At 72.9% G+C, this 23,660-nt stretch carries 18 protein-coding genes; 9 read left to right on the top strand and 9 right to left on the bottom strand.

Translation table 11 applies throughout. From position 1 onward, the window contains the following. The first annotated feature begins 75 nt into the window (after positions 1 to 75). Both ACSMXX_RS00285 and ACSMXX_RS00280 read left to right on the top strand, forming a co-directional pair. Entirely contained in the window at positions 76 to 3,489 is a 3,414-nt protein-coding gene (locus tag ACSMXX_RS00285; protein WP_473181978.1) for an amidohydrolase family protein, read from the top strand. A 182-nt stretch (positions 3,490 to 3,671) separates the two neighbouring features. After that, a complete protein-coding gene (locus ACSMXX_RS00280) occupies positions 3,672 to 4,085 on the top strand; it encodes an HIT family protein (RefSeq protein ID WP_473181977.1) in 414 nt (137 codons plus the stop codon). 101 nt (positions 4,086 to 4,186) lie between these two features. Here the strand turns inward: ACSMXX_RS00280 and ACSMXX_RS00275 are convergent, their stop codons facing one another. Beyond that, a complete protein-coding gene (locus tag ACSMXX_RS00275) occupies positions 4,187 to 5,929 on the bottom strand; it encodes a bifunctional 3'-5' exonuclease/DNA polymerase (protein WP_473181976.1) in 1,743 nt (580 codons plus the stop codon). A gap of 97 nt (positions 5,930 to 6,026) precedes the next feature. Beyond that, a complete protein-coding gene (locus ACSMXX_RS00270) occupies positions 6,027 to 7,319 on the bottom strand; it encodes a glycoside hydrolase family 18 protein (RefSeq protein ID WP_473181975.1) in 1,293 nt (430 codons plus the stop codon). A 388-nt stretch (positions 7,320 to 7,707) separates the two neighbouring features. Here ACSMXX_RS00270 and ACSMXX_RS00265 point away from each other — a divergent pair, with 388 nt between their 5' ends. Continuing rightward, complete coding sequence (locus ACSMXX_RS00265) at positions 7,708 to 8,883, top strand: acyl-CoA dehydrogenase family protein (protein ID WP_473181974.1); 1,176 nt, start codon at positions 7,708 to 7,710, stop codon at positions 8,881 to 8,883. A 100-nt stretch (positions 8,884 to 8,983) separates the two neighbouring features. On the opposite strand, the gene ACSMXX_RS00260 is transcribed toward ACSMXX_RS00265, so the two are convergent. Next, entirely contained in the window at positions 8,984 to 9,655 is a 672-nt protein-coding gene (locus ACSMXX_RS00260) for an endonuclease (protein ID WP_473181973.1), read from the bottom strand. 120 nt (positions 9,656 to 9,775) lie between these two features. Then, positions 9,776 to 10,186 (bottom strand): hypothetical protein, encoded by a 411-nt coding sequence (locus ACSMXX_RS00255; RefSeq protein WP_473181972.1) that lies wholly within the window; start codon positions 10,184 to 10,186, stop codon positions 9,776 to 9,778. A 201-nt stretch (positions 10,187 to 10,387) separates the two neighbouring features. Between ACSMXX_RS00255 and ACSMXX_RS00250 the strand changes: the two genes are divergently transcribed. From ACSMXX_RS00250 to fxsA, 5 genes are all read left to right on the top strand, one after another. Next, on the top strand, positions 10,388 to 10,828 hold the full coding sequence (locus ACSMXX_RS00250; protein WP_473181971.1) for an Lrp/AsnC family transcriptional regulator: 441 nt from the start codon (positions 10,388 to 10,390) through the stop codon (positions 10,826 to 10,828). 58 nt (positions 10,829 to 10,886) lie between these two features. Continuing rightward, the gene (locus ACSMXX_RS00245; protein ID WP_473181970.1) at positions 10,887 to 12,527 is read left to right on the top strand and encodes an amidohydrolase; all 1,641 of its coding nucleotides are present in this window, start codon (positions 10,887 to 10,889) and stop codon (positions 12,525 to 12,527) included. Between the two features lie 684 nt (positions 12,528 to 13,211). Beyond that, positions 13,212 to 15,152 carry an apolipoprotein N-acyltransferase gene (gene lnt / locus ACSMXX_RS00240; protein WP_473181969.1) on the top strand — a complete coding sequence of 647 codons (1,941 nt, stop codon included), beginning with the start codon at positions 13,212 to 13,214 and terminating at the stop codon, positions 15,150 to 15,152. Beyond that, positions 15,149 to 15,919, top strand: coding sequence for a polyprenol monophosphomannose synthase (locus ACSMXX_RS00235; protein WP_473181968.1), 771 nt, complete (start codon positions 15,149 to 15,151; stop codon positions 15,917 to 15,919). Before lnt ends, ACSMXX_RS00235 begins: the two co-directional genes overlap by 4 nt. Positions 15,920 to 15,922: 3 nt before the next feature. Next, positions 15,923 to 16,561, top strand: a complete 639-nt coding sequence (gene fxsA / locus ACSMXX_RS00230) for an FxsA family membrane protein (protein ID WP_473181967.1) — start codon at positions 15,923 to 15,925, stop codon at positions 16,559 to 16,561. 154 nt (positions 16,562 to 16,715) lie between these two features. Here fxsA and ACSMXX_RS00225 read toward each other — a convergent pair whose 3' ends face one another. The 4 genes from ACSMXX_RS00225 to yczE all read right to left on the bottom strand — a co-directional run bounded on the left by ACSMXX_RS00225 (position 16,716) and on the right by yczE (position 20,385). Next, positions 16,716 to 17,099, bottom strand: coding sequence for an RNA polymerase-binding protein RbpA (locus ACSMXX_RS00225; protein WP_028434437.1), 384 nt, complete (start codon positions 17,097 to 17,099; stop codon positions 16,716 to 16,718). Positions 17,100 to 17,353: 254 nt separating this feature from the next. Continuing rightward, positions 17,354 to 18,712, bottom strand: coding sequence for an MFS transporter (locus ACSMXX_RS00220; RefSeq protein WP_473181966.1), 1,359 nt, complete (start codon positions 18,710 to 18,712; stop codon positions 17,354 to 17,356). Between the two features lie 87 nt (positions 18,713 to 18,799). After that, entirely contained in the window at positions 18,800 to 19,642 is an 843-nt protein-coding gene (locus tag ACSMXX_RS00215) for a glycerophosphodiester phosphodiesterase family protein (RefSeq protein WP_473181965.1), read from the bottom strand. Continuing rightward, on the bottom strand, positions 19,642 to 20,385 hold the full coding sequence (yczE, locus tag ACSMXX_RS00210; protein WP_473181964.1) for a membrane protein YczE: 744 nt from the start codon (positions 20,383 to 20,385) through the stop codon (positions 19,642 to 19,644). Before yczE ends, ACSMXX_RS00215 begins: the two co-directional genes overlap by 1 nt. 143 nt (positions 20,386 to 20,528) lie before the next feature. On the opposite strand from yczE, the gene yczR reads away from it, so the two are divergent. Next, positions 20,529 to 22,028, top strand: a complete 1,500-nt coding sequence (gene yczR, locus ACSMXX_RS00205) for a MocR-like transcription factor YczR (protein ID WP_473181963.1) — start codon at positions 20,529 to 20,531, stop codon at positions 22,026 to 22,028. Here the strand turns inward: yczR and ACSMXX_RS00200 are convergent. Then, on the bottom strand, positions 22,016 to 23,650 hold the full coding sequence (locus ACSMXX_RS00200) for an FtsK/SpoIIIE domain-containing protein (RefSeq protein ID WP_473181962.1): 1,635 nt from the start codon (positions 23,648 to 23,650) through the stop codon (positions 22,016 to 22,018). The two genes, yczR and ACSMXX_RS00200, sit on opposite strands and share 13 nt — an antisense overlap. Positions 23,651 to 23,660 lie beyond the last annotated feature (10 nt).

Below are 23,660 nucleotides of genomic sequence, written 5' to 3'. Positions count from 1 at the left end.
CCTTCCGCACGCGGACACTTGCCTTCACCCCTGCCCACTGCGTTCTCACGCGAGACCGGTGCCCCGGGAGGACCGATGACCCCCACAGACCCCGTCGGCGACCCCACCCCACCTGAAGCCTGGGCCACGCTCGGACTGCCGACCGCTTCCGGGCCGGGGGACGCTTCCGAGCAGGCTGACGCCTCCGAGCCGACTGACGCCTCCGGACCGGCGGACGCCGCCGCTCGCCCCGGCAGCCGCAGCCCGCTGTCCCGCGCCGCGCGGCTCTCCCGCCGCCGCTTCCTGGCCACGACCGCCGCGGGCGCCGCCACCGCCGGAGCGGCGGGAACGGTCGTGGGCACTGCGGGCACCGCAGTCGCCGCCGCCCCCGCCCCCGCAACCGCAGCCGCGCCGGCCGGCGGCCCTTCCCGCATCACGCTCTCCTTCACCGCAGCCACCAACGGCGCCGCGACCCTCGCCCCCGGCGGCGACCGCCTCGTCGCGGAAGTGCAGAACATCCTGTGGTCCGTGCCCCGCGGAGGCGGACCTGCCGTACCGCTGACCGACCCCGAACTCGAGCCCACCCGGCCCGAGTTCTCACCCGACGGCAAGCAACTGGCCGTCTGCGCCTACCGCGGCGGCGGATTCCACCTGTGGACGCTGCGCCCCGACGGCTCCGGACTCCGGCAGCGCACCGACGGCCCATGGGACGACCGCGGCCCCGCCTGGTCCCCGAACGGCACCCGCATCGCCTTCTCCTCCGAGCGCGGCGGCGACGCGGTCACCGGCAGCCCGTACCGCATCTGGCTCCTCGACGTACGAACCGGCGAACTCACCCGGCTCACGGGCCTGCCCGGCCAGGACGGACCGCATCAGGACGGCGCCTGGGAGGACTTCGACCCGGCCTGGTCCCCGGACGGGAAACGCGTGCTGTTCGTGCGCGGCACCCCGGCGGAGGGCGAGAACGGGCCGGTGCTGCGCAGCCGCACCATCGCGTCCGTACGCGCCGACGGCGGAGGAGCGGTGCGTACGGAGCACACCGAGAACGCCGAGGCCGACGTGATGACGCCTGCCGTCTCGCCCACGGGCAGGCTCGCGCATCTGCGGACCACGCCCTCGCCTGAGGCCTCATGCACGCTGCTCGTCGACGGCGAAGTGCTCGCCGTGGAGGGCGAGGTGCTGCCCGTGCCGCCCCGCTGGGTCTCCGCCGGGGAGCTGCTGCTCACCGTCGACGGGCAGTTCAGCATCGTACGGACCGCCGACCCGGAGAACGCCGAACGCATCCCCCTCGCGGCCTCGTTGCCCGTCGAACGCCCTCGGTACCGCGTCAAGGACTACTTCGCAGGACAGGGCGGCAGCAGCGGGACCGTACGGGCGCTTCACCTCCCGGCCCTCTCGCCCGACGGCTCTCAGGTGGCCTTCGCGGCACTCAACTCGATCTGGGTCGGGCGGACTTCGGGCCAGTCACGCCCCCGCAAGGTCATCGAGGGCGCTCCCACCCGCTTTCCGCTCGCGCCCACGTGGACGCCCGACGGACACGGACTCGTCTACTCCGACGACCGCGACGGACTCCTCGCCGCCCGCTGCCGGGATCTGCGCACCGGTGAGGAGACGGTCCTCTCACGCGGGGGCCGAGTCTTCCCCGTCCTCTCACCGGACGGGTCCCGCCTCGCCTGCCTCGACATGACGGGCAACCTCGTCGTTCGCGATCTAGGTGAGGAGAGCGAACGCGTCCTGGCCGAGCCGCTCGGCGCCGCGGGGCTGCCGGGCAGACCAAGCTGGTCGCCCGACGGCCGCTACCTCGCGGTCTGCGACCGCAACCGCCTCAACCAGCGCTTCCGCGAGGGCTACAACCTCATCCGCATCGTCGACGTCCGCAGCGGCGACGACCGGCTGTACCCACTGGCCCCGCACGCCTCGCTCTCCGAGCGCTACGACGGCGGCCCTGTCTGGTCCCCGGACGGCGCGCATCTCGCCGTCATCAGCGAGTCAGCGCTGTGGCTGCTGCCCGTACGTCCCGACGGCACCCCCCGCGGCGAGCCGCGCCGCATCACGGACGAGAGCGCCGACCACCCTTCCTGGTCGGCCGATTCGCGCACGCTGCTGTATCTGTCGGCAGGAAGGCTGCGCCTCCTCGACGTCCGCAGCGGAGCGGCACGCACGGTTCCGGTCCGGCTGCGGCACCGGCCGCCGCGGGCCCGAGACACCGTCGTACGGACAGGGCAGCTCTGGGACGGCACGGACGGAGAGACCCGTGAGGACGTCGACATCGTGGTGCGCGGTGGACGCATCCGGGCCGTACTCCCGCACCGCGCGGGACGGGCCGCGGCCCGGCACATCGACGCGTCCGGGCTGACGGTCCTCCCCGGCCTGTGGGACTCGCACACCCACCCCTGGCAGAGCACCTACGGCGGGCGTCAGACCGCCACACAGCTCGCCTACGGAATCACCACCGCCGTGTCCCTCGGCGGTTTCGCCTACGAGCAGGCCCGCATCCGCGAAGCCGTCGCGGGCGGCGCCCTCGCCGGACCGCGGCTGCTGACCACCGGCGAACTCCTCGACGGGGCGCGCGTCGCGTACAGCATGGGCCGCCCCCACCGCACCCGTGCCGGGCTGCGACGTTCACTGGAGCGCGCGGAAGGGCTCGACTGGGACTTCGTCAAGACCTATGTGCGAGCCCCCGGCTGGATCATGGCGGAGGCGGCGGAGTTCGCCCACGAGCGGCTGGGCGTGCGCGCCGGCAGCCATCTGTGTACGCCGGGCATACAGCTCGGCGGCGACCTGACCACCCATCTGCAGGCCACGCAGCGCCTGGAGTTCGGGCGTGCGACGACGGCCACCGGACGCGCCCACCAGGACGTCGAGGAGATCTACACCGCGCAGGGCGCCCGGTTCCACCTCGTCGCCACCCCGTTCACGGCCGTGCCGCTGCTGGGCGCCGACCCGTCACTCGCCGACGATCCGCGGGTGACGCGGCTGATGCCGCCGTGGGACACCGGCGCCGTGGAAGAGCTCGCCGGCACTCCGCCCACGCGTGCCCAACTGGACACGCTGGCACGGGAGACGGCGGTCTACCGGCGGGTGCTGGACGGCGGCGGCCTCATAGCGCTCGGCACCGACCAGCCCCTCGTACCCGTCGGCCTCCACCTGCACCTCGCGCTGCGCGCGCTGCACCGGGGCGGCCTGTCCCCTGCGGAGGCGCTGCGCACCGCGACGGTGATGCCCGCCCGGGTGTTCGGCGCCGAGGACGACCTCGGCACGGTCGAGGAAGGCAAGCTCGCGGACCTCACCCTCGTCGACGGCGATCCCTTCAAGGACTTCGACGATCTCGTACGGACGGTGTCGGTGCTGCGCGGTGGTGAACTCTTCGAAGCCTCCGAGCTGACGGACTCCTTCCCCGAACGCGGGGGCGAGAAGGACACCGGGACGGCGGCCGCCGGCATCGTGGCCGACTGGCGCCGCGTGAGCCGGCAGCTGCGCCGGGAAGGCTGCTGCGACATGGGCACCTGAGCGGTCCCGCCCGGAGGGCGGCGGACGCGGGCTCCCGTTTCCGGTGTGCTCGGGACGACACGGCGGCTGCGGGGCGGGGCCTTCCGCCCCGCAGCCGCCGGGTGACGGGACCTGCCTGCCTCACCGCTTCCTCCTGCTCCGGGCTCCTGCCGCGGGCGGGGCGGAGGCTGTTGACTGGGGGAGTGGAGTGCATCTTCTGCGACATCGTCGCCGGCCGCCGCGAGAGCCACCGCGTCCTCGACGACGAGGACGCGGTGGCCTTCCTCGACGCCCGGCCGCTCTTCCCCGGCCACACCCTCGTCGTCCCGCGCGGACACCACGAGACGCTCACGGACCTGCCCGCCGCGGACGTGGGTCCGTTCTTCACGCAGGTACGGCGCGTCACCGCCGCCGTGGAGACGGGTATGGAGGCCACCGGTTCGTTCGTCGCCGCGAACAACCGCGTCAGCCAGTCCGTGCCGCACTTCCACGTGCACGTCGTCCCCCGCAACCGCAAGGACGGACTGCGGGGCTTCTTCTGGCCGCGCAGCCGCTACGGCAGTGAGGAAGAGGCCGAAGCCGTCGCGGCCACGCTGCGCTCCGCGCTGGAGCGGTGACCGGCACGGCAGGGAGAGTGCGGCCGTCGGGCGGACCGCCCGCGAGCGGACCGCCGGCGGGCTGCCTCAGCCGGCGGTGACCAACGGAGTACCGCCGGAAGTCACTTGGCCTCGGCATAGCACTCCACGACGGCCGTGCTGAAGGCGAACCGCACCGGGGTGTCGCCGAACGCGGCGCGTCCCGCCCGCTCTCCCGCGTCCCTGACCGCCTCCGCGACCCGTTCCGCATCCTCCGCGGGACAGTGCACGATCACCTCGTCATGCTGGAAGAAGACCAGCTCCGCCGCCGACCCCGCCAGCTCCTGACGGAGCGCTGCCAGCATCAGCACCGCCCAGTCGGCAGCGCTGCCCTGCACCACGAAGTTCCGCGTGAAGCGGCCGCGGGCCCGCGCGGCACCCCCGCCCGCGCCGGTGCCGGCGAGCGCCGCGGGCGGTGTCCCGTCGCCGCCCTCCCAGGCCGCCTCCGCCTCCGGCCCCGTACTCCCGCCGTCCTCCCCGGCCGGGGACCCGGCGGGCGGACAGGTACGGCCCAGATGCGTGCGCACCAGCCGCCCCTCCTCGCCCGCTCTCGCCGCCTCGTCCACATAGGCGACCGCGCGGGGGAAGCGCCTGCGCAGCGCGGCGAGGTTCCGCAGCCCGTCCCCGCTGGTCTGCCCGTAGACCGCGCCCAGCAGCGCGAGCTTGGCCTGCGCGCGGTCCCCTCCGAACGCCTTCTGGGACAGCGCCGTGTACAGATCCTCACCACTGCCCGCGACGGCCATCAGCCCCGGGTCGCGCGAGACCGCGGCAAGCACCCGCGGCTCCATCTGCCCGGCGTCGGCCACGACCAGCCGCCAGCCCGGATCGGCCACGACCGCCCGCCGCACCACCTTCGGGATCTGCAGCGCACCGCCGCCGTTGGTGGTCCAGCGGCCGGACGCGGCACCGCCCGGAATGTACTCCGCGCGGAAGCGGCCGTCCCGGACCCAGGAGCGCAGCCACGACCAGCCGTGCGCCGTCCACAGCCGGTAGAGCTTCTTGTACTGCAGCAGCGGCCCGACCGCCGGATGATCGACGCCGCGCAGCTCCCACGCCCTCGTCGAGGACAGCACCACCCCCGCCTTCGCGAACGCCCGCAGCACGTCCGCCGGCAGATCGGGACGCACCCGCACGCCCGGCCCGAACGCCGCCGAAATCTCCTCCTCCAGCTCGGCGAGCCGCCTCGGCAGCCCGCCGCCCCCGTACCGCTCGCCGAGCAGCTCGTCCAGCAGCTCACGGTGCACATCCGCCCGCCAGGGCACGCCCGCACGCCCCATCTCCACCGCGACGAGCGTCCCCGCCGACTCACCGGCCAGCAACAGCCGCATCCGCTCCGGGTGTTCGGCCGCCTCCGTACGCTCCAGCTGCGCGGCGTACACCTCCAGCAGCGCCGTCATCGGCCCTACGCCCTCCGGCAGCGGGGCGGGTCCCGCGTCGAAGAGCGACGGCTCCTCCTCCGCCCCCCGCGTGGCAGGGGGAGGATCCTGCGGCACCGGCAGCCCGTGCAGGCGCGCCCACGCCGCCGCCAGCGACCGCGGGGCACCGGCCCGCCCCTCATGACCCAGCAGCAGCGCCTCGGCCGCCTCCACGTCGTAACACCGCTCCACATGCACACCCGCCTCGGTCAGCCGGGGGTGCACGGCCGCGCTCGACCGCCACACCCACCGGCCCACCCCGGGCCGCGCGCGCACCGCCGCCACCGCGGACTCCTCCGTACGCACGGCACCCGCGGGCATCCCGCGCCCGTCCAGCGGGCAGACCCGGGCACGCCCGTCCTCGCACTCGGCCAACGCCCACCGCACGGCCGTGCCCGGGTCATCCGTCATGCGCGCGAGTCTTGCACCGGCCACTGACAACGCCTCGCGCCCCGTGAGGCCCACGGGGCGCGAGACGGTGACGGTCGCGGACCAGGGATGCGGACGGCTAGCGGACGGCCTTGATCAGTTCGCCGTCAGGAGTGTCACCGCTCAACTCCCAGACGAAGAAACCGCCGAGGCCCTGCTGCGTCGCCCAGTCGCTCTTGCTGCCGATGGTCTCCGGGGTGTCGTAGCTCCACCACTGGCTGCCGCAGTGCGCGTACGCGGTGCCCGCGACGGTGCCGGTGGAGGGGCAGCGGCTCTTGAGCACTTCGTAGTCCTCGATGCCCTGTTCGTACGTCCCGGGCGCCGGGCCCGTCGCGGTGCCGCCCGGCTCCGCCTGGCTCACGCCGTTCCAGCCGCGCCCGTAGAAGCCGAGCCCGAGCAGCAGCTTGCTCGCCGGCACACCCATGCCGGTCAGCTTCTCGACGGTGGCCGTGGTGTTGAAGCCGTCCTTGGGGATGCCGTCGTACGCGGTGAGTGGCGAGTGCGGAGCGGTGGGCCCCTGGGCGTCCCAGGCGCCGAAGTAGTCGTAGGTCATGGGCAGATACCAGTCGACGTACTGCGCGGCGCCCTTGTAGTCCGCCGCCTCCAGTTTGCCGCCGTCCGAGGCGTCGGCGGTGATGGCGGCCGTCACCAGCTTCTCGCCGCCGAACTTCGCGCGGAGCGCCTTCATCACCTCCGTGAAGGCCTGCGGACCGCTCTCGTCGCACGTCAGTCCGCAGGCGTTGGGGTACTCCCAGTCGATGTCGATGCCGTCGAAGAGCCCGGCCCAGCGCTCGTCGTTGAGGAGCGCGTGACAGGACTCGGCGAACGCCGCCGGGTTCTTGGCCGCTTCGGCGAATCCGCCCGACCAGGTCCAGCCGCCGAAGGACCACAGCACCTTCAACTCCGGGTGCTTCTCCTTGAGTTTGAGCAGCTGGTTGAAGTTGCCGCGCAGCGGCTGGTCCCAGGCGTCGGCCTTTCCGTCGACGCTCTGTTCGGCTGTGTACGCCTTCTCGTAGTCGGCGAACGCGTCGCCCACCGTGCACTTGCCGCCCTGCACATTGCCGAACGCGTAGTTGATGTGCGTGAGTTCGGCGGCGGAGCCGGAGGACTCGATGTCCTTGACGTGGTAATTGCGCTGGTAGACGTCCCAGTTGGCGAAGTAGCCCACCAGCTTGCCGTCGGCAGCCCGCTGCTGGTCCGCTCCGGCGGCCTGTGCGCCGGGCGGCGGAGCCGCGGCCGCTCCGGCGCCCGGGAGCGTGGCGGCGAGGACGGCCGCGCATGCCGCGGCAGCGAAGACGAGGAGCCGGCGCCGGGTACGGCGCCCGGGAGCCGGCGAGGAAGTTCTGCGACGTCGTGCGAATGGTCCGGTCATAGCTCTCCTCAAGGGAGTTGGGGGGAGATGGGGGAGACGATCCGGTCATCCCTGCGTGCGCGATGGGGGGTGATCCGCCACAAGTGCGGGGGAAGATTCCAGCCGGAATCTAGAAGGACTAGACCATTGAGTCAATGGTTTGAACCAATCTGGATCCCGGTCCGCCGCCCGCACACCGCCCCGTGCCCCGGCCCGCCGGTGACGTGATGCCCGCGATCGGGCATACTTTTTTCGCCGCAACCCCTGGTCAGCCGCCGTCGCAACCCGGCGCGGCGCCATCGGCGAAGCGGCCTCGCACAGGTCCCGGTTCCGGCCACGGGCCTGATACGGCGGCGCCGCCACACCCCGGTCCGCCGCCGCAGCCCCCGAACAGGAGGAGAGCGTCGTGATGCCCCAGTACGGACCGCAGCCCGTCCAGCGCCGACTGCCCACGCAGGAGGCCCGCGATCTGCTGGCCCTCGTGCGCGAACTGGCCCAGCGCGAGATCCGCCCCCACGCGGACGACGAGGAGGCCTCCGGGCGCTTCCCGCGTGAGATCTTCACATTGCTGTCCGAATCGGGCCTGCTGGGACTCCCGTACTCCGAGGAGTTCGGTGGCGGCGACCAGCCGTACGAGGTCTACCTCCAGGTGCTCGAAGAGCTGGCGGCCGCCCGCCTGACCGTCGGCCTCGGCACAAGCGTTCACACGCTCGCCTGCCACGCGCTCGCCGTCTTCGGCAGCAAACAGCAGCGGGCCGACCACCTCCCCGCCATGCTCGGCGGCGGCGCGCTCGGCGCGTACTGCCTCTCCGAACCCTCCTCCGGATCCGACGCCGCGTCCCTGCGCACCCGCGCCACGGCCGACGGGGACGAGTGGGTCCTGGAGGGCACCAAGGCGTGGATCACCCATGGCGGGATCGCCGACTTCTACACCGTCCTCGCCCGTACGGGTTCCGACGGGCCGCGTGGCATCACGGCGTTCCTGGTGCCCGGCGAGGCGGCGGGACTCACCGCGGCGGCGCCGGAGCGCAAGATGGGACTGAACGGATCGCCCACCGCCCAGGTCCACTTCGACGGTGTACGGGTCGGCGACGCACGCCGCATCGGCGAGGAGGGCCAGGGCCTGACCGTCGCGCTGTCCGCCCTGGAATCCGGGCGGCTGGGCATCGCCGCGTGCGCCGTCGGCGTCGCACAGGCCGCGCTCGACGAGGCACTCGCGTACATGCTCGGCCGGGAGCAGTTCGGACGGCCGATCGCCGACTTCCAGGGTCTGCGTTTCATGATCGCCGACATGGCCACGCAGATCGAGGCCGGGCGTGCCCTCTACCTGAGCGCGGCACGGCTGCGGGACGCGGGGCTTCCGTTCGGCCGGGAAGCCGCCATGGCGAAGCTCTTCTGCACCGACGCCGCGATGCGTGTGACCACGGACGCGGTGCAGCTCCTCGGCGGCTACGGCTACACCGCCGACTTCCCCGTCGAGCGCTACATGCGCGAGGCCAAGGTCCTGCAGATCGTCGAGGGCACCAACCAGATCCAGCGGATGGTGATCGCCCGCGGGCTCACGGGCCCGGAGAGCGACCGGTAGGCCCGGTCACCCGGAGCCGCCGCGCCGCCACGACTCCATCAGGCCCTCGCCCCGGCCCCGCAGCTGCGGGGCCGGGGAGGGGCCACCGGCGCCGTGCCGGCTACGCCGCTTCCCGTACGTCCTCGACCACCTTCTTGTCGAGCGCCGCACGCACCAGCGCCGCCGCGAACCGCGCCCGGTCACGCTCGGCGACGAGCTTGTCCAGCTTCCCGGGCGACGTGGGCAGTCCCAGCCGCTCCGCGCCCTGCTGCGCCTTCGCGTCGAAGTACGGCCCGTACTCGGGCCACACCTCCTGTGCCTCCCGCAGGAAGATGTCGATGCCCGTCGGCCCGATGCCCGGCACCTCCCGCAGGCGCTCCGCGGTCCGCGGGTCCTCCCGCATGCGGCGCAGGTCGCCCTTGAACTCCTGCAGCAGCAGCTCCGCGCCGTCCCCCAGCTGCGTGGAGGTGCGCTCGTCGTAGCGCCGGTAGCCGCCCACGCCGAGGGCGTCGACGCGCTGCTGCCAGGTCGCATCCGCCATCCGCCGGGCGTCCTTCAACCCCGCGTCCGACAGGGCCCGCGACGCGGCGACGGCGATGTCGGCCCGGATGCGGGCGGAGAGCAGCAGGGAGAGCACCAGCAGCCGGTACAGCGGCGACGGTGTGTCCCGAAGGGTGATACCCGCCTGCTCGGCGTACGTCTGGCCGTGCGTCTCCAGCAGTGCCCGTACCGTCGCCCGGTCCCCGGACCGCCGCGCGGGCTTCGCTTCCGGCCTGGTCTGTGTCTGTGCCATTGGGGCCTCACTCGGCTGTCGCCTTCAGAGGCGGTACGGGTGCCCAGCGAAGGCGCCGGATCCACCTGCGGGACGGCCGGCAGGCATCCGCGAGGCGAGGCCAGAGAAGACAGCCTGCGGTCACGCCCCGCTCAGCAGCGGCCTCGTGCGCGGGCCGCCCGCGTGCGAGAACGGCTGCATCCGCCAGTCCAGCCCTTCCGGCAGGGTCAGCAGCGCCGTCAGACCGTGCTCCTGATGGGTGTCTCCGTCGACGGCGGCCGCCTCACGAGCGGCCCGGCCGGATCCCTGGCAGACCGTCAGCCCGAAGGGGTCCCACGGTGAGGCGCACAGCGCGTGCTCGGGAAGCCGCTCCTCCTCGGCGAGCAGGGCGATCGGCTGCCCGCAGTCCGGGCAGGTCACCCGGAAGATGTCGTAGATCCCGTCCTCGTACGCCCCGTCAGCCACGGCTTCGTCCGCCACCGCGGCCGCGACCTCCGCGACCTCCGCGACCGCAGCTTCCACGGAAGTGCGGACCCGCTTCTCAGTGCGCATGCAAATCCCCCTCTGGTGGACCTGCCGGGCATCTCGCCCCCGGCCTCAGCAAGCACTTCCCGCGGCGTCATTCGCATAATCGCCGCACGCCCGGGGACACGGGAGCACCCGTGTGGCCTTGCTCACACACAGGGCCCGTATCTGCGCTCCTCCCTGCGCCCGGTGTGCCGGAGTGCGCCCGGCACAGTAGGTTGACCTGCTGTGGAGGAAGTGGACCGCCAAATCGTCGATCTGCTCGTCAAGGACGGGCGGATGAGCTACACGGATCTGGGCAAGGCGACAGGCCTGTCCACCTCGGCCGTGCACCAGCGTGTGCGCCGGCTCGAACAGCGCGGAGTCATCCGCGGATACACCGCGCTCGTGGACCCCGAAGCGGTGGGCCTGCCGCTCACCGCGTTCATCTCCGTGAAGCCCTTCGACCCCAGCGCACCCGACGACATCTCCGAACGCCTCGCCGAAGTACCGGAGATCGAGGCCTGCCACAGCGTCGCCGGCGACGAGAACTACATCCTCAAGGTCCGCGTGGGCACGCCCATCGCGCTCGAGGACCTCCTCGCCCGCATCCGCTCCCTCTCCGGCGTCTCCACCCGTACGACGGTCGTTCTCTCCACCCCGTACGAGGCCCGGCCCCCGTCCATCTGACGCGCTCCGCCCCGACCCGCCCGGCACGGCGCGGCGGCCTGGCGGGAGACTTGTCGCCATGAGTGAGCGCACCGCCGAGGGGCACGAGACCCGCACCGTCCTGCTGCGCGGCGGGGAGGTGCACAGCCCTGCCGACCCGTTCGCCACCGCGATGGTCACCCAGGGCGGCAGCATCGCCTGGATCGGCTCCGAGGGCGCGGCCGACTCCTTCGCCGACGGAGTCGACGAGACCGTCCATCTCGACGGCGCTCTCGTCACCCCCGCATTCACGGACGCACACGTGCACATCACCGCCACCGGTCTGGCGCTCACGGGCCTGGACCTGACGGGCGTCGCCACCCTCCGCGACGCTCTCGCCCGTGTCCGCGACTACGCCGCCTCGCGCCCCGGCGACCCCGTACTGCTGGGCCACGGCTGGGACTCCACCCACTGGCCCGAGGGCCGCCACCCCGGCCGCGCGGAGCTGGACGAGGCGACCGGAGGCCGCCCCCTCTACCTCTCCCGTACGGACGTCCACTCGGCCCTCGTCACCACACCACTCCTCGAACTCGTCCCTGGCATCGCACAGTTGACCGGCTTCGCCGACGGCGAGCCCCTCACAGGCGACGCCCACCACGCCGTACGCGAACGGGCGTTCAGCACTCTCACGCCCAACCGCCGGGCCGAGGCCCAGCACGCGGCCCTCGCCCACGCCGCCTCATTGGGCATCAGCGACCTCCACGAGTGCGCCGGTCCCGGCATCTCCGGTGAGGACGACTTCACCGCTCTCCTCGCTCTCGCCGCGCGGCGCAACGGCCCGCGTGTGCACGGCTACTGGGCCGAACCCGTCGCCTCCGCCGCGGACGCCGACCGCATCCGCGCCATGGGCGCCGTGGGCGCTGCCGGGGACCTCTTCGTGGACGGCTCGCTCGGCTCCCGCACCGCACACCTGACCGCCCCCTACGCCGACGCGCCGCACACCGGCAGCGCCTACATCGACGCCGACGGCGTCGCCGCTCACGTCGCCGCGTGCACCCAGGCCGGTCTCCAGGCCGGCTTCCACGCCATCGGCGACGCCGCCGTGGCAGCGGTGACCGACGGCGTACGTGCGGCGGCAGAGCGCGTCGGCACGGACCGCGTGCGCGCCGCCCGGCACCGCGTCGAACACGCCGAGATGCTGGACCGCCAAACCGTCGCCGCCTTCGCCGAGTTCGCACTCACCGCGTCCGTGCAGCCCGCCTTCGACGCGGCGTGGGGCGGCCCCGACGGCATGTACGCCGCACGCCTCGGCGAGGAGCGAGCCGCCGGCCTCAATCCCTATGCGGCGCTGCTGCGCGCCGGTGTTCCGCTGGCCTTCGGCTCCGACAGCCCTGTGACAACACTGGGCCCGTGGGAGGCCGTCCGTGCCGCCGCGTTCCACCGCACACCCGCACACCGCATCTCCGTACGCGGCGGGTTCACCGCACACACCCGCGGCGGCCGGCGCGCCGTGGGCTCGGACGACGCGGGCGTGCTCACTCCCGGCGCGCCCGCCGACTACGCGCTCTGGCGCACCGGCGAACTCGTCGTACAGGCACCGGACTTGCGGGTCGCAAACTGGTCGACCGACCCCCGCTCCGGCACCCCCGGGCTGCCCGACCTCACGCCCGGGAACGGGCTGCCCGTCTGTCTGCGGACGGTGGTTCGGGGACGGACCGTCCACGAGCGGCCGAACGAGTGATGTATGAGTGTCCGTTACGGCCCGCCGACGCCCCCTCAGACTGTCGCCCCCGCGCCCCTTCCGCCGTACTGACCTGCTGATTCGGCGAAACGCCGCAGGTAGCGTCGCTGTTGACAGGCGATGCCCGCCGCCGGGTAGGTTCGGCCAGGTCCACCACAGGACGTCCGGCTTGCCATTCCCCGCGCAGTCGTCGAACGCCGCTGGGCCAGGGGGTGGTGTACCGCACCGGGACATCACCACTGGGAGCCAGGTCCAGCGCCCGCGGCACGGGGGCGGAAGGTTGAGGCTGGCCGGCGGGTGTGACCCGGGTGGGGCCCGGATGCTCAGTAGACAACGGCTCGGTCGACTCGCAGCCAGCGGGTCCCAGGTCGGCCCGAAGGGCACCGGGCCCCGACCCGCAGACATTCACTCAGAACGCCGGTCCCCAGGGCCGCCGCTCCGTTTCCCCATCGGGACTCCCGGTTCCGCCGGGTCTTCCCACCGGTCCTGTCCGGTCTTCCCGCCGGTCTCGTCGGGATCCTCTCCGTACCCTCTCCGCATTATCGGCAGCCGCATGTGCGCCCGTTCCTCAGGCCGGGGCACAGCCGTGCGCCGTCTGTGGCATTACCGGCCCAGGCCCCACGGAGGCGGGTCGCCGTTATACGGTCGCTTCACCACCGCACGACCTGCAGGAAGGGCGCGACCTTGCCATCGGGTTCCGACACCACCGCCGAATCCGCCGCCGGCGGCCAGTCCGCGGGCCGCCCGGCCGGCACGGAGGAGGCGCGCCCGCGCAGCGTGACGCCGAACGGCGACGGAGCCGGAACAGCAGCCGATGACGGAGCCGGAGCAGAAGCCGGGGAGCCCACCGCGGTCCAGGACTCCGCCGCCCCGGAGGTGAAGGACCCGTCCGGCCCCGCCCGTGACCGCGAGGCCCCGGCAGTGGCGCCCGGGGGCCGGCTGCGCAGGCTGCGCGGCCTCATACGGCGTGAGACCCCACGGACCGCGGCCGCCGTCCTCGCCGGAATCGCCCTCGCGCTCGCCTTCCCCCCGTACGGTCTGTGGCCGCTGTCGCTGCTGACGGTCGGTGCGCTCAGCCTGCTCACCCGCGGGCGGACCCTCCGCCAGGGCGCGTGGACGGGATTCGCCTTCGGCTGGCCCTTCTTCATCGTCCTGCTCAAGTGGCTCAACGTCGTCGGCTGGGACGCGGTGCTGGGGCTCGCCTTCATCGAGTCGCTGTTCATCGCCGCGCTCGGTGCCGCACTCGCCGCCACCTCGCGGCTTCCGCTGTGGCCGCTGTGGGGCGCCTGCCTCTGGGTCGCCGAGGAGTGGGCCCGCGACCGCGTTCCCTTCGGCGGCTTCCCCTGGGGCCGGCTCGCCTTCGCCAACACCGGTTCGCCCTACACCCCGCTCGCCGCCCTCGGCGGTGCCCCGCTGGTCACCTTCGCCGCGGCCCTCACCGGTACGGCACTGGCAGCGGCGGCTCTGGCCTTGTGGCGTCTCCGCGGCACGGGCGACGCCGGGCCGGCGGAGGAACAGGAGTCAGCCCCGTCCGCCTCCGCAGCCCCCGTCCGTACGGGGTCCCGCCGCCGGACGCTGATGCCGCCGCTCGCCTCTCTCGTCCTCGCGGTGTCCGTGACCGCCGCCGGGTACGCCGTGCCCGTACCCACCGCGGCGGACGACACGGCGGACATCGCGGTGGTGCAGGGCAACGTCGAGCAGCCCGGCATGAACTTCCTCGGCCGCCCCATGAAGATCCTCAACAACCACGTCGACGCCACTCTCGACCTCGCACGGAAGATCAAGGCAGGCAAGGCCGAACAGCCCGACCTGGTCATCTGGCCCGAGAACTCCTCCGACCTCGACCCCTACCGCTGGCCCGAGGCCCGTGAGCGCATCGACGAGGCGGCGAAGGCCGTCGGCGTACCCATCCTCGTCGGGGCCCTCGTCGACCACCCCGGCACAAAGGGCTACGTCGAGAACCAGGGCATCGTGTGGGATCCGGAGAAGGGTCCCGGCGCCTCGTACACCAAGCAGCACCCCGTGCCCTTCGGCGAGTACGTGCCCTTCCGGGACGAACTGAGCAAGGTCATCACCCGCCTCCAGCAGATCCCCCGGGACTTCTGGCCCGGCGACCACTCGGGTGTCCTGCAGACGGGGCCGGCCCGGCTCGGCGACGTGATCTGCTTCGAGGTCGCCTACGACGAGATCCCCCGCGACACCGTCAACGCCGGCGCCCGGGCCCTCGTCGTCCAGACGAACAACGCCACCTACGGCAGGACGGGCCAGCCCGAGCAGCAGCTGGTGATGTCCAAGCTGCGCGCCGTCGAACACGGCCGTGCGGTGGTCACGGCGGCCACCAGCGGCATCAGTTCGGTAGTCGCCCCCGACGGCACGATCAAGCAGCGCACAAAGGAATTCGAGCGCGACGTGATCAGCGCCGAACTGCCGCTGCGCGATGAGATCACGACGGCCGACCGCGTCGGCGCCGTCCCGGAGTGGGTGCTCGCTATGGTGGGCGTCCTCGCCTGTGCCGCGGCCTGGTACGCAGGCCGGCGCGGCCGGACCGACCACCGGCACGTGCAGCGGACAGGACAGGCGCGGCAGACCGATGCACGGCGGAAGCAAGAGGGGCAGCAGCGGTGACGGACGGCGGACAGGCGCGGCGGTACGGCCCGCTCGGCACGGTTCTGGTGATCATCCCGACGTACAACGAGGCCGACAACCTCGAATCCGTCACCGCCCGGGTGCGCGAGGCCGTGCCGGAGGCGCACATCCTCGTCGCCGACGACAACAGCCCGGACGGCACCGGCAAGGTCGCTGACGAACTCGCCGTCCACGACGAGCACATCCACGTCCTGCACCGCCCCGGCAAGCAGGGTCTGGGCGCCGCCTACCTCGCCGGCTTCCGGTGGGGCATCGAGCGCGGCTACGGCGTACTGGTGGAGATGGACGCCGACGGCTCCCACCAGCCGGAGGAGCTGCCGCGCCTGCTCACGGCCCTCAAGGGCGCCGACCTGGTGCTCGGTTCCCGGTGGGTGCCGGGCGGGCGGGTCGTCAACTGGCCGGTCTCGCGCCGGTTCATCTCCCGCGGCGGCAGCACCTACTCGAGGCTGATGCTCGGTCTGCCGCTGCGTGACATCACCGGCGGCTTCCGCGCCTTCCGCGCCGAGACCCTCAAGGGGCTGGGCATGGACGCGGTGGCCTCGCAGGGCTACTGCTTCCAGGTCGACCTCGCCCACCGGGCGGTGCGCGCCGGGTTCCACGTCGTGGAGGTTCCGATCACCTTCATCGAGCGGGTCCGGGGCAACTCCAAGATGGGCCGCGAGATCGTGGTCGAGGCCCTGTGGCGCGTGACGGCCTGGGGCGTGGAGGGCCGTGTGAAGCGTGCCCTCGGCCGCAGGCACACTTGAAGCATGACGAGCCGCGCACCGTACCCTTACGAGCCGCCCCCCGACGAGCAGGGCTCCGGCCGTTCCGCCGACGGACAGCAGGGCCCGCGCGGCCCGCGCCGTTCACGGGCCCGTACGTTCTTCCCGCTGGGAGTGGCGGCGTGGGCGCTGCTTGAGATCTGGCTGCTGACGCTCATCGGCGAGACGGCCGGCGGCTTGGCGGTGCTGGGCCTGCTGGTCGCCGGCTTCCTGCTGGGCGCCTTCGTCATCAAGCGTGCCGGGCGCCGTGCCTGGCGGCGGCTCGCCGAGAGCGTCCAGCAGACGCAGCAGGCCGCACAGACGGGACAGGCCCCGCCGGAGAGCACGGAGAAGTCCGGCGCCGGCAACGCCCTGACGATGCTCGGCGGGCTGCTGATCATGGTGCCCGGTGTCGTCTCGGACGCGGCCGGGCTGCTGTGCCTCTTCCCGCCCACCGCGTCGTTGATGAGGCGTACCACGCAGCGCTACCTGGAGCGGCGTTCCGGTTTCGCACCCGGCACCATCGGCGACGCCTACCAGCAGGCCCGCAGGGCGGAGGAGCAGATGCACATGCACAAGCCGGACGGCAAGGTCGTCGAGGGAGAGGTCGTACGCGACGACGGACCGGAGCCCCCCGCCCGCTGAAAGCCTGGAGTGTTCGCCCGCTGAACCCGGTTGTGAGCCGGCTCCGGACACAGCAGAGCGCGGGCCGGTGACCTGACAGGTCACCGGCCCGCGCTGCGCTTGCGGTACGGCTGAGGCCCGGGCGGTCCAGCCGCCCGGCGCCGGCCGGCGTGGCTTACGCGGACTTGCGCTTGTTGTTGCCGTCCCGCGGATGCACCGCGAGGTTCATCGTCCCGGACCTGAGGACGGCCAGCCGTTCCGCGAGAACCTCTTCCAGCTCCTCGCGGGTGCGCCGCTCCATGAGCATGTCCCAGTGCGTACGCGCGGGCTTGCCCTTCTTCTCCTCAGGCCCTTCGCCGTCGACCAGGAGTGCCTGTGCGCCGCACACCTTGCACTCCCACTCGGGCGGGATCTCGGCCTCGACAGAGAACGGCATCTCGAAACGATGTCCGCTCTCACATGCGTACTCCACGGCCTGGCGCGGAGCCAGGTCGATACCGCGGTCGGTCTCGTAGCTGGTCACCACGAGTCGCGTGCCGCGAAGAGCTCGCTCACTCATGAATTCGTGCCTCCCGGGCTTGTCGCCCACAGGACAGGTGTCGCTGTCGTCGTCATCTGCTCAACGTCCGGTCGGCGGTGAAGATTCCCGAATCGGGATATGCGTCGCCGTCGTGCCGCCCTTCGTGTACCCACCAATGACCGGTTCGTCACAACTGACAGGAGATGTCACCCAGCGTTCTCATCTCTTTGGCGTGCAGTAACGGTCCATCCGGCGAGCCGAGGGCGTACACTACCGCGCCGCCGCCGCAAGTCCTAAATCCGGTCCGGCTGAGGGTTGCCCGCCGCCGCTGCCGCACGTTCGACCGGTACCCGCAGCAGCAGAACGAAACCCAGTACGAAGAAGACGACCAGCGAGATGATCGCAGCCCGGTAGCTTCCCGTCAGCTGGTATGCGAGACCGAAGACGAGCGGGCCCAGCCAGCTCGTCCCGCGGTCGCTGACCTCGTAGAGCGAGAAGAACTCCGCTTCCTTGCCCGCGGGCACCAACTGGGCGTACAGGGACCGCGAGAGGGCTTGGCTGCCGCCCATGACCAGGCCGATTCCCGCCGCGAGGGCGAAGAAGAAGACCGGTGCGCCGGCGGGCAGGAAGTACCCCGCGCCGACGATCGCGGCCCATGCCACCAGCGAGCCGAGGACGGTGCGCTTCGCCCCGTGGCGTTCCGCGATCCGGCCCATCAGCAGAGCGCCCGCCACCGCCAGAACCTGAACCAGCAGCACCGCGCCGATCAATGTCGTCTGGTCCACGCCCAGTTCCTCCGAGCCGAACACCGACGCCTGGGTGATCACCGTCTGCACCCCGTCGTTGTAGACGAGGTAGGCCAGCAGGAAGAGCATCGTCAGCCGGTAGCGCCGCAGTTCGCGGAACGTACCGGCCAGCTGCCGCCAGCCGCTGAGCAGCGAGACACGTGAACCCGCGGCAGCGGTCCCGGGCCGTTCCCGCAGCCGCAGCAGCGGCACCACCGTGAAGACCGCCCACCACGCGCCGGCGGAGGCGAGACAGATCCGGACCGCCGAGCCCTCGGACACCCCCAGCTCGTCGTGCTGCAGGAACAGCGCGAGATTCGCCACCAGCACCACGGAGCCGGCCGCGTAGCCGAACGCCCATCCACGCGAGGAGACCTTGTCCCGCTCCTCAGGGCCGGCGATCTGGGGCAGGAAGGCGTTGTAGATGACGGCCGACGTGGCGAAGGAGACGTTGGCCAGCACCAGCAGCACACCGCCGAGCACATACCGGTCGCCTTCGAGGAAGAACATGGCGGCCGTGGCGCCCGCGCCGATGTACGCGAAGATCCCCAGGATCGGCTTCTTCCGGCCCGTGTGGTCCGCGATCGCGCCCGCCAGCGGCATCACCAGCACCGACAGCAGCACCGAGACCGAGACCGTGTAGGCGAAGTAGGAGCCCGCACGGACGGGGAGGCCCAGCGGATGCACGTAACCGTCCGCGTCCGCGGCCGCTTTGGCGATCTCCGTCAGATACGGGCCCAGGAAGACGGTCAGGACGCTGGTGGAGAAGACGGAGTTCGCCCAGTCGTAGAAGTACCAGCCGCGTTGCTCCCGGCGGCGTTCGGCCGTGCCGTCGCCGGCACCTGTCACGACAGCGCTCACAGCCATCCCCCTCGTTCCCCGGCACTGTGCGCCGCGCCGGCACGCGGCGCCCGGGCACAGGACGTGCGGGCGCCGCGGCGCGCAGCCGCCGGTCTACCGGGGGCCGGGCCCGTGCATCCACGCACCCCGCTCGGAGAGGACGTCGCGCAGTGTCTCGATGTGATCGGTCACAATGCCGTCAACTCCCAGGTCGAGCAACTCCCGCATCCGGTTTCTTTCGTTCACTGTCCATACGTGCACCTGCATCCAGCGGGCGTGTGCCGCCCGCACGAACGCCCGGTCCACCACGCGGATGCCCGACCGGTGTTCGGGAACCTGGACGCACACCGCGCTGCCGCGCACCGCGCGCGCCGGCACCAGCCCGTACGAGCGCAGCCGCAGCCGCACCACCCCCCGCGTGCCGAGTGATGTCGCGAGCCGCGGCCCGGCCAGGGCCTGGGCCCGCGCCGCCCGCTCCTCCTCGAAGGAGCCGACGCACACGCGTGCCCACGCGTCCTGCTCGGACAGCAGCTCCAGCAGCGGTACGAGCGCGGACTCCGCCTTGACGTCGATGTTCCACCGCACGCCGGGGAAGGCCCGCAGCAACTCCCGCATCAGCGGCAGCGGTTCGCGTCCGCCGACGCGAGCGCGGCGCACCTGCGACCAGGGCAGCTCGCCGATCGGGCCGCTCGCGTCCGTCATCCGGTCGAGCGTCTCGTCGTGGAAGGCGACGAGAGCGCCGTCGGCGGTCGCGTGCACGTCCGTCTCCAGATAGCGGTATCCGAGGCCGACCGCGCGGGCGAAGGCGCCGTGCGTGTTCTCCAGTCCGTCTGCCGCCCCGCCACGGTGGGCGAGGGCCAGCGGCCCGGGATGGTCCAGGAAAGGATGGCGCGGCTTGCGCCGAAGTGCCGCCGGGTGTGCGGGGAAAGCGGGGAAGGCGTGCGGGTCGCTGCTCATCACCGCCGCAGTATCGCGCTCCTGCGCCACCACGCGCGCCGCCGCCCCCCGGCCGCGTGCTCCTTCTGCGGACGGGCTCCCGTCCCCTGTGCGACCACGCGCGAGGTGCCCGCGGCGGCGCCCTCTGCCGCGGCCCGCTGCTCGGGCAGCGCGAACACCCGCAGGAAGAGCTGCGAGAGCGGGCCGATGCCCAGCGCGTACACCACGGTTCCGGCGCCCGCCGTGCCGCCCAGCAGCAGCCCGGACACCAGCACGGTCGCTTCGATTGCCGTACGTACGAGGCGGACCGAGCGGCCGGTGACCCGGTGCAGGCCCGTCATCAGTCCGTCCCGCGGACCCGGGCCGAATCGGGCGGAGATGTACAGGCCGGTGGCGACGCCGTTGAGCACCACGCCGGCGGCCAGCATCGGAGTCCGCAGCGCCAGACCCTGCGGGCCGGGAACGAGCCAGATCGTGACGTCCATGGCCAGTCCGACCAGGACGACGTTGGAGACGGTGCCCAGCCCGGGGCGCTCCCGTATCGGCACCCACAGCAGCAGTACGGCGGCTCCCGCGATGATCGAGACCGTGCCGATCGACAGACCGGTGTGCTCCGCGAGCCCTTGGTGCAGTACGTCCCACGGGGGCAGGCCGAGGCCGGACTGCACCATGAGGCCGATGCTCGCCCCGAACAGCAGCAGGCCCGCGTACAGCTGCACCAGGCGACGGCCGATGCGTCTCGTGGAACCCGTGGCACGTGACAAAGAGGGCTCCTTCCCTGGTGCGTCGCCGGTGCCGGTGCCGGCGACGCATGCCGTGTGCTGGCGGCGGTGAGTGGCTGCGTGGCAGTCTGGAGCCACGGACCAGGCCACATCCATGGCCAATCAGAGGAAGGTGGACCGCAAAGATGGTGCAGTGGACCTCTGCTGTGGGCGCTCCCCAGCTGGCCAGGCTGCTGGCGTCGCAGCGCGCGGCGACCGCGGCGGACGCCGGGCACCGTGTCCCGGCCTACCGGTCGCTGGCGGACGGTGTGCGGCTCCTGGTGCTCGAAGGCCGCATCCCGGTGGCCGCCCGCCTGCCCGCCGAGCGGGAGCTGGCAGCGGCCCTGCGGGTCAGCCGTACGACCGTGGCCGCCGCCTTCGAGGCGCTGCGCAGCGACGGGTTCCTCGCCTCCCGGCGCGGCTCGGGCAGCTGGACCGCCGTGCCGGCGGGCAAGCCGCTGCCCACGCGCGGACTGGAGCCACTGCCTCCCGAATCCGCCGGATCGGTGATCGATCTGGCCTGCGCCACCTTCCTGGCACCCGAACCCCACCTCACCGACGCCTTCCAGGGCGCGGTCTCCGACCTCGCGCCGTACACGGACACCCACGGCAACTACCCCGGCGGGCTGCCCGCCCTGCGTGAGGCGCTGGCGGCGCGTTACACCGCCCGCGGCGTGCCGACGATGCCCGAGCAGATCATGGTCACCACCGGCGCGATGGGCGCCGTCGCCGCGCTCGCACGGCAGCTGGTGCCGCGCAGTGAACGCGTCGCCGTCGAACACCCCTCGTACGCCAACGTCCTGCATCTGCTGCGCGACGCCGGCGCCCGCCTCGTGCCCGTCCCCATGGCGGACGGTCTCAGCGGCTGGGACCTGCCCGCCTGGCGGCAGGCGTTCCGCGAGAGCGCACCGCGCATGGCGTACGTCATCGCCGACTACCACAACCCGACCGGCGCCCTCGCCCCCGACGACCAGCGGCGCGAGATGGTCGCGGCCGCACGCGCCGCCGGCACGGTCCTCGTCGCCGACGAGTCCATGACCGACCTGACCCTGGACGAGGACGTCGAACTGCCGCGCCCGATGGCCGCGTTCGACCCGGGCGGCTCCTGCGTCATCACCGTCGGCTCCGTCAGCAAGGCTGTCTGGGCTGGGCTGCGTATCGGCTGGGTCAGGGCGGCACCCGAGGTGATCCGCAGCCTCGTCGCCGCACGCGTCTACGCCGATCTGGGCAGTCCCGTGCTCGAACAGCTCGCCGTGGCACGGCTGATGACCGGTCACGGCTGGGAGTCGGCGGTCGCAGCGCGCCGCGCGGGAGCCCGGGCGAACCGGGACGCGCTCGTCTCCGAGCTCCACGACAGGCTGCCGGACTGGGAGTTCACCGTTCCCAGCGGCGGACTCACGCTGTGGGCCCGCACCGGCGGTCTTTCCGGTTCACGCATCGCCGAGGCGGGTGAGCGCATCGGTGTGCGTGTGCCGGCGGGAACACGCTTCGGCGTCGACGGGGCCTTCGAGGGCTATGTGCGGCTGCTGTTCACCGTCGCGGGCCCGGTCGTCGGCGAAGCCGTCGCCCGTCTGGCCAAGGCGGCCGATCTCGTCCGTACGGGCGCGGTCGCCGACGGGGACGTGCCCCGCACCTACGTGGCCTGAGACCCTGCCCCCGGCTTCGTACCCGGCCGGTGACGGGACCCGTCCGGCGCGGCATGGTGTGCGGCCTGACCGCCCAGCGCCCTGGCCTGTGCCGCGGCGAACGGGGGCAACAGCGCCAGCACCGCCTGCCGTTCGGCCTCGCCTGCCGCGTCGTCCAGCGGGTCGGGCGCCGCGGGCACCTGCAACCGCAGTACCGGTCCCGCGCCGAGCCGGGCGAACCCCCGCCCGGGCGGTGCGTCGGAGGTGGGCTGCGAGACCGTCGTCTCTCCGAGCACCGTCCATGTCTCCTCGTGTGAGGCGGCACCGAGCAGCACGCGGGCCCTGGTGTACGAGCGCACCGCACGGGCCAGCCCGTCAGCGCTCTCGAAGTGCTCCGCGACGGCGACCGTCACCTGCGCCGCCCGGCCGTGCCGCAGCGGGACCTGAAGCAGCTCCTGAGGGTCCCGCCGTCCTTCCGTACGGGCGAGGTGGCTCAGCGCCGCCGGCCGGTCGAGGACCACCCACAGCGGCCGCCGCACATCTTCCGGAACGGGGCGCCCCGCCTGCCGTGCGCGGCTCGCAGCAGTCAGCCGCCGCTCCGTCTCGTGCACCGCCCACTCCAGCGAGGCCACCGCCCCCGCGGGCGACGTCTCCACGGCCAGCACACCCTCGCGCCCCGCCAGCGACGCGAACTCGCCGGATCCGCCGCCGTCCACGACGAGCACCTCGCCGTGCTGGAGGGCCTGGAGCACCACCGACCGCAGCAGCGTGGTCGATCCCGCACCGGGCGCCCCGGCGACCAGCAGATGCGGCTGTGCCGAACGCGCGCCCGTACGCCACACCACCGGCGGGACGTCGCGTGCCCGCCCGCCGTCGGCCACGGGGATGCGGCGGTGCACGGCCTCGGCGTCGGTGAAGCCGAGGACGATCTCACCCGGGCCCGTCACGAAGCGCTGGGCGCCGATGCCCTGGGGGAGAGGCTGCGGGACCGTCATCTCCAGCAGATTGCGCTCCTCGTGCCATACGAAGCGGTACTCACGGTCCCGTCCGGACTTGGTGGTCAGCCGTCGCTCCACGGCCAGCCGGTGCGGGGCGTCGCTGTCGGGGAAGTGGGCCGGATAGCGCACCAGAAGGCGTCCGATGCGGCCGTCGTCGGTGAACTCGACCTCCTCGAAGGCCCGTTCCCATGCGCCGTCGTGTGCGTACAGGGGCTCGGGGCCGGGGTCGTCCCGCAGAGCGAAGCACGGCACCAGCGCCTCGTAGACCGCCTGCAGGCGTTCGTCCTCCGCCTCCTCGCAGCCGGATCCGCCGGACGGGCGCGCCCCCTCGCGCCCGTGCCACGCCGCCGCACCCACGACGACCGCCACGGCGAGGGCCGGCCCCCACGGCAGCAGACCCACCACCATGACTGCCACCGCTGCGAGGAAGAGCACCGGCCCCCGGCGGTCCTTCGGGGCCCGGGACCACCAGCGCAGCACCAGCATCGTGAGCCGGGCCAGGCCGCGTACGAGCATGATCAGCGGATGGAGCACGTCCAGCGCACCGTCGGTGCCGGCCCGCAGGGCGCGGAGGGCGGGCCCTGCGGCCGGACGCGCGGCAGCGCCCGTACCCGCCGGCTGACGGGGGAGCGGCCAACGCACCACGGAACCTCCT

The sequence above is a fragment of the Streptomyces sp. DSM 116795 genome, from assembly GCF_055792905.1.
The sequence above is the reverse complement of the archived record's forward strand: the minus strand, read 5'-3'. Positions and strand labels throughout refer to the sequence as shown.